The sequence below is a fragment of the Pseudomonas protegens genome, assembly GCF_003732485.1.
Classification (GTDB): Bacteria; Pseudomonadota; Gammaproteobacteria; order Pseudomonadales; family Pseudomonadaceae; genus Aquipseudomonas; species Aquipseudomonas protegens_B.
Genome location: NZ_MOAK01000082.1, coordinates 255,352 through 264,776, shown reverse-complemented (window position 1 = coordinate 264,776; position 9,425 = coordinate 255,352). Strand labels below are relative to the sequence as shown.

The 9,425-nt window shown below is 65.5% G+C and carries 6 protein-coding genes and 1 pseudogene; 5 read left to right on the top strand and 2 right to left on the bottom strand.

The genetic code is table 11. The features are described from left to right. The first annotated feature begins 614 nt into the window (after window positions 1-614). From BLX41_RS26870 to BLX41_RS26850, 5 genes are all read left to right on the top strand, one after another. A complete protein-coding gene (locus BLX41_RS26870) occupies window positions 615-2,882 on the top strand; it encodes a TonB-dependent receptor (RefSeq protein ID WP_123727361.1) in 2,268 nt (755 codons plus the stop codon). Between the two features lie 192 nt (window positions 2,883-3,074). Beyond that, window positions 3,075-5,546, top strand: coding sequence for a TonB-dependent receptor plug domain-containing protein (locus tag BLX41_RS26865; RefSeq protein WP_123727341.1), 2,472 nt, complete (start codon window positions 3,075-3,077; stop codon window positions 5,544-5,546). Between the two features lie 367 nt (window positions 5,547-5,913). After that, on the top strand, window positions 5,914-6,681 hold the full coding sequence (locus tag BLX41_RS26860) for an ABC transporter permease (RefSeq protein WP_123727340.1): 768 nt from the start codon (window positions 5,914-5,916) through the stop codon (window positions 6,679-6,681). 10 nt (window positions 6,682-6,691) lie between these two features. Further along, window positions 6,692-7,453 carry an ABC transporter permease gene (locus BLX41_RS26855; RefSeq protein ID WP_123727339.1) on the top strand — a complete coding sequence of 254 codons (762 nt, stop codon included), beginning with the start codon at window positions 6,692-6,694 and terminating at the stop codon, window positions 7,451-7,453. Between the two features lie 9 nt (window positions 7,454-7,462). After that, window positions 7,463-8,260: an ABC transporter ATP-binding protein gene (locus BLX41_RS26850; protein ID WP_123727338.1), complete on the top strand. Its 798-nt coding sequence runs from the start codon at window positions 7,463-7,465 to the stop codon at window positions 8,258-8,260. A 225-nt stretch (window positions 8,261-8,485) separates the two neighbouring features. On the opposite strand, the gene BLX41_RS26835 is transcribed toward BLX41_RS26850, so the two are convergent. Together BLX41_RS26835 and BLX41_RS36385 are read right to left on the bottom strand one after the other, a co-directional pair. Beyond that, window positions 8,486-9,250, bottom strand: a complete 765-nt coding sequence (locus BLX41_RS26835; protein WP_123727337.1) for an ABC transporter permease — start codon at window positions 9,248-9,250, stop codon at window positions 8,486-8,488. Next, window positions 9,250-9,425 (bottom strand): annotated as a pseudogene (locus tag BLX41_RS36385) (ABC transporter substrate-binding protein); the annotation flags it as partial. The gene BLX41_RS26835 and the pseudogene BLX41_RS36385, both read right to left, overlap by 1 nt.

Sequence of the window (9,425 nt, the reverse complement as noted above, 5' to 3'; positions counted from 1 at the left end):
CTACACAAGCAGGTGCACCGCATCCCTCCGTAGGAGCTGGCTTGCCAGCGAAGGCGTCCCCAGGCGATGCATGCCTCACGGGCCTCTTCGCCGGCAAGCCGGCTCCTACACAAGCAGGTGCACCGCATCCCTCCGTAGGAGCTGGCTTGCCAGCGAAGACGTCAGTCCAGGCGATGCATGCCTCACGGGCCTCTTCGCCGGCAAGCCGGCTCCTACACAAGCAGGTGCACCGCATCCCTCCGTAGGAGCTGGCTTGCCAGCGAAGGCGTCAGTCCAGGCGATGCATGCCTCACGGGCCTCTTCGCCGGCAAGCCGGCTCCTACGGGTTGGGGTTGCCGGTGCTGGCGCAGCAACAGTCAAGCGGGCAATCGGTGCTGCTCCAGCAGCACCAGCCAAGCAACTTCTGCTGAATCCTGCGCAGGATGTTTTAAACCTCTGACCCGCAACTTTTCACGCCTGCCAAACACCCCTCTAAAACACTCAAGACAATTAAAAATAAATCTTGTTTTTCAATGACTTGATCAAACTAACGCTTGCCCATAAAACCCTCTAAGCCTCTTGGCACGATCTCTGCTCTAGCCCTCTTAGCGAAACTTTAAATGGGGGAGTTCAACATGCATAAGCTAAATCCGATCACCAAGAGTCTATGGCTGGCACTGGCCCTCGCCGGGGGCACATTCAGCCAGGGGCTGCTGGCCGCTGAAACCACAGACACCGACACCAACAACAGCACCGAACCCGCCTTGAAGACGGTGACCGTCACGGCCCAGCACCGGGAGGAAACCCTGCAAGAGGTTCCGGTGGCGGTGTCGGCAGTCCAGGGCACCAGCCTGGTGACCGACGGGGTGCGCAATATGGGGGACATCACCACCTTCATCCCCAATGCCTCGGCCAAGAACCCTGACGGCGACGGCCGCCCGCGCTGGTATATCCGCGGCCTGGGCACTGGCGATACCGGGGCGGCCACGGTGTTCCCGGTGGGCATCTACGCCGATGATGTCTACCTCAACGCGCCCATCGCCGGCGGCGGGCCGCTGTTCGACCTGGAGCGCATCGAGATCCTGCGCGGGCCCCAGGGCACCCTGTACGGCAAGAACACCACGGCCGGTGCGGTCAATGTGATTTCCAAGAAGCCGACCTTCGACACCAACGGCTACGGCACCCTGGGCATCGGCAGCAAGAACGAGCGCATCCTCAATGGCGCCATCGGCGGCAGCCTGGTGGATGAGCGGCTGGCGGCGCGGCTGTCGCTGTATTCGGAAGAACGTGACGGTTTCCAGAAGAACCTCAGCGATGACCACAGCTACGGCGACGTCGACAAGAAAGCCGTGCGCCTGCAGTTCCTGGCCAAACTCAACCCGGACCTGGACGCCCTGCTGAAGATCCACGCCCGGGAATACAAGGGCGACGGCAGCAACGGCTCGCTGCCGGTGGGCCGCTACTACAACGTCGGCTATCAACGGCCCAACGGACGCAACATCGCCATCAACGTCAATGAGGACGCCAAGCTCGATCACGACGGTACGTCGCTGACCCTGAACTGGCACCTGGGGGACTACACCCTGACCTCCATCAGCGCCTACGACTACATTCGCGGGCAGTCCACCAGCGATGCCGACTACACCCCCTACGAAGTCAACGGTGCGGCCATCAGCGACAACCGCTACAACCAGTACTCCCAGGAACTGCGCCTGGCCTCGCCACAGCAGGAAACCCTGCGCTGGCTGGCCGGGGTGCACTACTTCCATGAAGACCTGGACAGCTCGGCCAAGCGCATCATCACCCCGGGCCCCACGCCCAACGGCACCGGCTCCAACCAGACCGGCGGCGCCACCGACTTTCGCGACCTCAACTACCAGCACCGCACCGACAGCTACGCGCTGTTCGGCAACCTGACCTACGACTTCACCGACGATTTCACCGTGACCGGCGGCCTGCGCTGGACCCAGGAAAAGAAAGACATCGACCTGGACCTGACCCAGCTCACCCGGGCCACGGCCAACGGCCCGCTGATTCCCCTGGGCGCCGCCGGCAGCAACGGCAGCCGCGACGAGAGCAAGACCTGGGAAGCCTGGACCTACGATCTGACCCCGGAATACCGGATCAACGACAACGTCCGGGTGTTCTTGCGCTACGCCCACGGTTTCCGTTCCGGGGGCTTCAATACCGGGCTGTCCACCAGCCTGGCGCAGTTGACCACGGTGGACCCGGAGAAACTCGACGCCTACGAGATCGGCCTCAAGTCGGAATGGTTCAACCATCGCCTGACGGCCAACGCCAACGTCTTCTACTACGACTACTCGGACATCCAGGTGAACCTGCTGACGGTCAACAACGGCGTGCTCACCACGGCCCTGACCAATGGCGCCAAGGGCAAGGTCAAGGGCGCGGAACTGGAGCTCGAAGGCCAGCCCACCGACTATCTGCACCTGCGGGCGGCGATCTCGTTCCTGGATACCGAGTACACCGACTTCAAGAACACCAACCCCAACACCGGCGCGGTCACCGGCGACTACAGCGGCAACAGTTTCGTGCGCTCGCCGCGCAACGTGGTGTCCCTGGGGGCCGACTACACCATTCCCCTGGAGATTGGCGGCAAGCTGGTGGCCGGCGGCGACGTGAGTTTCCGCGACAAGGAATACTTCCTCGCCGACCGCCAGAGCAGCGCCGACAAGACCCTGAGCCAGCCCCACTACACCCTGGCCAACACCCGCCTGACCTGGTTCAGCCCGGATGAAAAGCTCAGCGTCACCGGCTTCGTCAACAACCTCACCGACCGCCGCTACCAGGTCCATGGCCGGCCCAACGGCACCCTGGGGCAATACGTCATCACCTACGGCGACCCGCGCACCGTGGGCCTGAGCGTCACCAGCCGCTTCTGAGCCCCGGGGCGAGCCCCCGAACCCTGATTTCCGGGCTGCCGGTATCGCCAACTACCGCCCGCACCCACCGTGTAGGAGCCGGCTTGCCGGCGAAGAGGCCCGCAAGCCTTGCACCGTCCATGACGACGCCTTCGCTGGCAAGCCAGCTCCTACGGGCCGGTTGGGGTCATCCATTTCAGAAGGAATCCGCAGATGTTCCATCGCAATCCGTTGGCCGGCGCCGTGGCGTTGGTCGTCGGCAGCCTTGCCGTACCCGCGTTCGCTGCCCAGACCTCAAGCAATGCCCCCGGCGCCAGCGCCGATCACCTGGACACCGTAGTGGTGCTGGGCACCCGCCGCAGTGACGTTACGGCACTGCAAAGCGCCGCACCGGTGGACGTGCTGTCCGCCGAGCAGTTGCAACAGACCGGTGCCAGTGACCTCTCCGGTGCCCTCACCGCCCTGTCGCCTTCGTTCAGCTACCCGCAGTCGCCCCAGGGCGCCTTCGCCGGTTCCATCGCCCAGGGCGCCTCCCTGCGTGGCCTGGCGTCAGACCAGGTGCTGGTGCTGGTCAACGGCAAGCGCCGTCACACCAGCGCCAATGTCACCCGCCAGAGCCTGGTCAACGGCCGCGGCGCCGCCGCGGTGGACCTGAGCCTGATCCCCCTGAGCGCCATCGAGCGAGTGGAGATCCTGCGCGACAGCGCCGCCGCCCAGTACGGCTCCGACGCCATCGCCGGGGTGATCAATATCGTGCTCAAGGAAAAGGACGACGGCGGCAACGTCGGCTATCGCTTCGGCGGCTACGACAAGGGCGATGGCCTGCAACGCAAGCTCAGCGGCTGGAAAGGCTTCAGCCTGCCCAACGACGGCTTCCTCACCTTGAGTTTCGACGCCGGCAGCCAGGACCCGGCCAGCGACACCAACCCCGACAACCGGATCTTCTATCCCGGCTCCACCAGCACCCAGACGCCGCGGGAACAGAACAACCGCTACCGCACCTGGCGCTGGGGCTCGGGCAATGTCTCGGACCAGTACAACTTTGCCGCCAACAGCGAGTTCGGTCTGAGCGAGGGCCTGACCGCCTACGGTTTTGCCACCTACTCGCACAAGAACACCGACGCCGAAGGCTTCTTCGACCCGCCCACCACCTTGCGCAACAACTACGGCAGCACGGCCCTGCAACGCTACCCCGACGGCCGCCTGCCCATCACCCGCTACTCGCTGGAGGACTATGCCCTGACCGGAGGCCTGCGTTACGAGGACGAGCGCCTGGGCAAGTTCGACCTGGCGCTGAACCACGGTGACAACAGCCTGAAATCCGCCGACCGCAACGCCATCAACCCCAGTTGGGGCGACGCCAGCCCGGCGAAGATCTACACCGGCAAGCGCGAGGCCGACCAGAGCAACCTGACCCTGGACTGGGTGCGGGACTTCCCCACCGACCTGCTGTTCAAGCCCCTGACCCTGTCGGCGGGCCTGGCCTGGCGCCAGGAGAACTATGAGCTCAGCGCCGGCGAGGCCGCGGGCTGGCAGAACGGGCCGCTGTTCAATACCGTCGACCCGATCACCGGCCGGCGCATTCCCGGTTACTACTCGGGCATTACCCAGGTCGACGCCGCGTCCCTTGAGCGCAAGGTCTGGGGCGCCTATATCGACGTCGAAGGCCAGATCACCGAGAAGTTCCAGGCCGGGGTCGCGGTGCGCACCGAGCATTACTCGGATTTTGGCGACACCACCAACGGCAAGCTGTCGCTGCGCTACGACTTCACCCCGCAGCTCGCCGCCCGGGCCACCGCCAGCACCGGCTACCGGGCGCCGTCCCTGGTGCAGAGCGGGCTGTCCTCGTTCAGCGTGCAGGTGGTGGAGCAACCGCCGGGCAGCGGCAACTACGTCGAGGTGCAGCAACGCACCCTGCGCGCCGACAGCCCGGAAGCCAAGCTGCTGGGGGGCAAGGCGCTGAAGCCCGAGGAGTCCACCAACTACTCCCTGGGCCTGGTCTGGCGGCCCCTGGCCAACGCCTCGGTGACCCTGGATGCGTACCGGATCAACATCGACAACCGCATCACCCTGTCCGACCAGTTGCCGGCCTCGGTGGTCACGCCGATCTTTGCCGGCACCCCTTACGCGAATATCCAGAGCGCAGCCTTCTACACCAACGTCGCCGACACCCGCACCGATGGCGTCGAGCTGACCGGCAACTACCAACTGGACCTGCAGCAATGGGGGCGCCTGAACCTGTCCAGCGGCTACAGCCAGAACAACACCAGGATCACCGCCCTGCGGGACGTGGGCAACATTGCCGGGTCGCAGATTGTCGGCCGCACCACCCAGGGCCTGATCGAGGACGGCACACCGAAGAACAAGCTGACCCTGAGCGCCAACTGGCTGTATGACAGCTGGGGCCTGACCCTGGCCCAGCGCCGGTACGGGCAATGGAAGAGCCTCAACGCCAGCAACCCGACCCTGGACCAGACCTACAGCGCGCAATGGGTCACTGACCTGGACATTTCCTACAGCTTCGACAAGTCGCTGAAGCTGTCCGTGGGGGCTATCAACCTGTTCGATAGCCACCCGGACAAGGCATCCGGGGCGCAGTTGTATGGCGTACCGAAATACTCCATCACCAGCCCCGAGGGGGCCCAGGGCGCGTTCTACTACACCAGCGTCAGTTACGACTTCTGAGACCTGACTGCTGCTGGGGTGTTGCCCTGGCAGCAGTGGCTGCTGCCCAGGCATCAGTTTCGCTGGCACACCAGCGCCCACAACCCACCCACACGCCGCTCCTCCCGTAGGAGCCGGCTTGCCGGCGAACAGGCCCGTAAGCCCTGCATCGCCCCGGCCGACGCCTTCGCTGGCAAGCCAGCTCCTACAGCCGTCAGATACATCCCGCAGGCCCGCCCGCCCCGTAGGAGCCGGCTTGCCGGCGAACAGGCCCGCAAGCCTTGCACCGCCCCGGCCGACGCCTTCGCTGGTAAGCCAGCGCCTGCGAGGGCGGGATGGCACAGGTCTTGCGATAGGCATCGGGTACTTCGCCGATATAAGAACCGCCATGGCTCATTCCTTGCGCTGCACGCTCACCTCCCTGACCTGGCTGATCTCGCCCCTGGCCCTGTTGCTGCTCTGGACCCTGGTGGCCGACGCCGGGATCTTTCCGCGCAATCTGCTGGTGCCTCCGGCCCAGGTGCTGCAGACCTTCGAGGCGCTGCTGGCCAGTGGCGAACTGTTGGAGCACTTGCACAACAGCCTGTCCCGCCTGGGCCTGGGCTTTGCCCTGGGGGCCCTCGGCGGTCTGGTATTCGGGGTGCTGATGGCCCTGTCCAAGACCGTCGAGGCGTACTGCGCGCCGCTGTTCCATACCCTGCGGCAGATCCCCAGCATCGCCCTGATCCCGATGTTCGTGCTGCTGTTGGGCATCGATGAAACCTTCAAGATCGTCATCGTCGCCAAGACTGCGTTCTTCCCCGTGGCCCTGGCCGCCAGCGAGGGGGTCAAGGCCATTCCCCGCAGTTACTTCGAGGTGGCCGAGGTCTACCGCCTGCGCTGGCCGACCCTGGTGCGCCAGATCGCCCTGCCCGCCGCGGCGCCACCGATCATCACCGGCCTGCGCATCGGCCTGACCCGCTGCTGGGTGGTGCTGGTGGCCACCGAGCTGTTGGCCGCCGACAGCGGCCTGGGGCAGATGATCGAGATGGCCCGGCAGATGCTGCGCATCGATGTGGTGATGGTGGGGATAGTGGTCACCGGCGTGATCGGCTTTGCCCTGGACTTCTCCTTCCGCCGCCTGGAACAGCGCGTGCTGCGCTGGCAAACCCGCTAGGAGCCCTTGCATGACGACTCTACTGGCCAAGTTTCGCGGTCTGTTGCTGCCCCTGCTGCTGATCGGCGGCTGGGAATACCTGTCCCGCCAGGACGCCGCCGGGGCCTACGCCTTCGTGCCGCTCTCCACCATCGCCAGCGCCTTGCTGGAACTGCTGGGCAACGGCGAGTTGCCGGTCAACCTCCTGGCCAGCCTGGGCCGGGCCAGCGGCGGCCTGCTGCTGGGCACCCTGGCCGGGGTCATGCTGGGAGCCCTGATGGCCCTCTCGGCCCTGGCCAACCGCCTGATCGGCCCGCTGTTCCATGCCATCCGCCAGGTGCCGATGCTGGGCTGGATTCCGCTGATTGCCATGTGGTTCGGCAACGGTGAGTTCTCCAAGATGCTGATCGTCAGCCTGGCGGCCTTCTACCCCATGGTGCTCAACACCTACCAGGGCTTTTGCCAGGTGGAACGGCGCTACCGCGAGGTCGGCCAGGTGCTGGTGCTAAACCCGGCGCAGCGGCTGCGGCACATCCTGCTGCCGGCGGCCCTGCCGAGCATTGCCACCGGCCTGTTGCAGGCCCTGGCCTTTGCCTGGGTGACAGCGGTGGGCAGCGAGCTGTTCCTGTCCTCCGGGGCAGGCCTGGGCAACCTGATGATGAACGCCGAGGCTGGCTCACGCATGGAGGTGATCGTGCTCTGTGTGCTGTGCATCGGCCTGTGCGGCTACCTGATGACATTGCTGCTGACCCTTCTGAGCCGCCGCCTGCTGCGCTGGCGCCCTACCCGTTAAGGCCTCCCCATGAATGCGATCGCCCAACACGCCCCGCTCCCCACTCATCTCCACGCCCAGACCGGAGCCCTGCAGCTGCGCGGCTTGAACAAGAGCTACCGGATCCAGGGCCAGGCTCTGCCGGTGCTGCAAGGCATCGACCTGGACGTCCAGCCCGGCGAGTTCATCAGCATTGTCGGCGCCAGCGGCTGCGGTAAATCCACCCTGCTGCGGCTGATCGTCGGCCTGGAAGGCGACTACCAGGGCCAGATGCTCCTGGACGGCAAGCCAGTGACCGGCACCAGCCTGGAGCGCGGCATCGTGTTCCAGGACCATCGGCTGTTTCCCTGGATGACCCTGGCCCAGAACATCGCCCTGGCACTGAAGAACCACCCCTTGTCCGAAGCCGAGAAACAGCGCCGGGTGGCCGAGCACATCGCCCTGGTCAACCTGCAAGGCTTCGAGCAGGCCTACCCCCATCAGCTGTCCGGCGGCATGGCGCAACGGGGGGCGATTGCTCGGGCGCTGATCAACCAGCCCAAGGTGCTGTTGCTGGATGAACCCCTGGGAGCCCTGGATGCCCTGACCCGGGTGCGCCTGCAGCACGAACTGCAACGGATCTGGGTGCAGCAGCGCTGCACGGTGATCATGGTCACCCATGACATTGAAGAAGCCCTGTACCTGGGGGACCGGGTAATCGTCATGGAGGCCCATCCAGGGCGGATCAAGCATGAGATCCGCGTCGACCTGCCCCATCCGCGGGACCGCTCTTCACCCGTGTTGCAGGGCTACAAAGAGCAGTTGCTGGAGGAACTGGTAGGGCATTGAGGTGCAGCCAAGCACCGTAGGAGCTGGCTTGCCAGCGAAGGCATCCGCGAGGGCGGTGCAAGGCTTGCGGGCCTCTTCGCCGGCAAGCCGGCTCCTACGGGGGGCCTGCGGTGTGTATCTGAATGCTGTAGGAGCTGGCTTGCCAGCGAAGGCGTCCGCGAGGGCGGTGCAGGGCTTGCGGGCCTCTTCGCCGGCAAGCCGGCTCCTACGGGGGGTGGTGCGGGGTCAGGTGTGGGACCAGCGTCGGTGCAGGGCACGGGCGCAGGCGTCGAGGGCAAATCCGAGGACGCCGATCAGCAGCACCATGGCCATCAGTTCCGAGTAGGCCAGGCGGTCCCGGGTGTCGAGGATGAAGTAGCCCAGGCCGGCGCTGACCCCGAGCATTTCGCAGGGCACCAGGACGATCCACAAGATGCCGATGGACAACCGTACCCCGGTCAGCACATGCCCCAGCACCCCGGGCAAGATCACCTTGCGCAGGGTTTCCCAGCGAGTGGCGCTGAGGCTGCGGCTCAGTTGCAGCCAGCGCGGGTCCAGCTGGCGCACGCCGGCCGCTGTGTTGAGCAGGATCGGCCACAGCGCGGCGAATGCCAGGAGGAAGTAGATCGGTTGGTCCCCTACCCCCATCAGCATCACCACCACCGGCATCCAGGACAGCGGCGAGATCATCCGCAAAAACTGGAACGCCGGGGTGGTCGCCGCCTCCAGGTGCCGATAACTGCCCACCAGCAGGCCCAGGGGCACGCCGATCAACAAGGCCAGGAGCAAACCCACCAGGATCCGCTTGAGGCTCACCAGCACATGCTCGTACAGCTCGCCACGCCCCAGCAGTTCCAGCAGGCTGGCGAAGGTCGCCTCGGGGGAGAAACGCGCCGCCAGACCGTTGCCATCGCCCAGCAGGTGCACCCCCAGCCACCAGCCCAGCAGCAGGCTCGACAGCCCGGCAAGCCCCAGGAGCCAATGGCTCAGGGAAGAAGGTTGCTTGCCCATCAAAGACCGAACTCCTCGCTGCGTTCGAAGCTGTCCGCCAGGCCGAAGGCCTTGAGCCCGCCCACCGCGGCGATGGCGTTGCGCACGAAGCGATCGTCCACCAGGTCCTTGGCGGTGTGTGCCGGGTCAAGGCCGGCCAGAAAGCCCTTGTCGCCCTCGATCAGGGTGTCCTTGA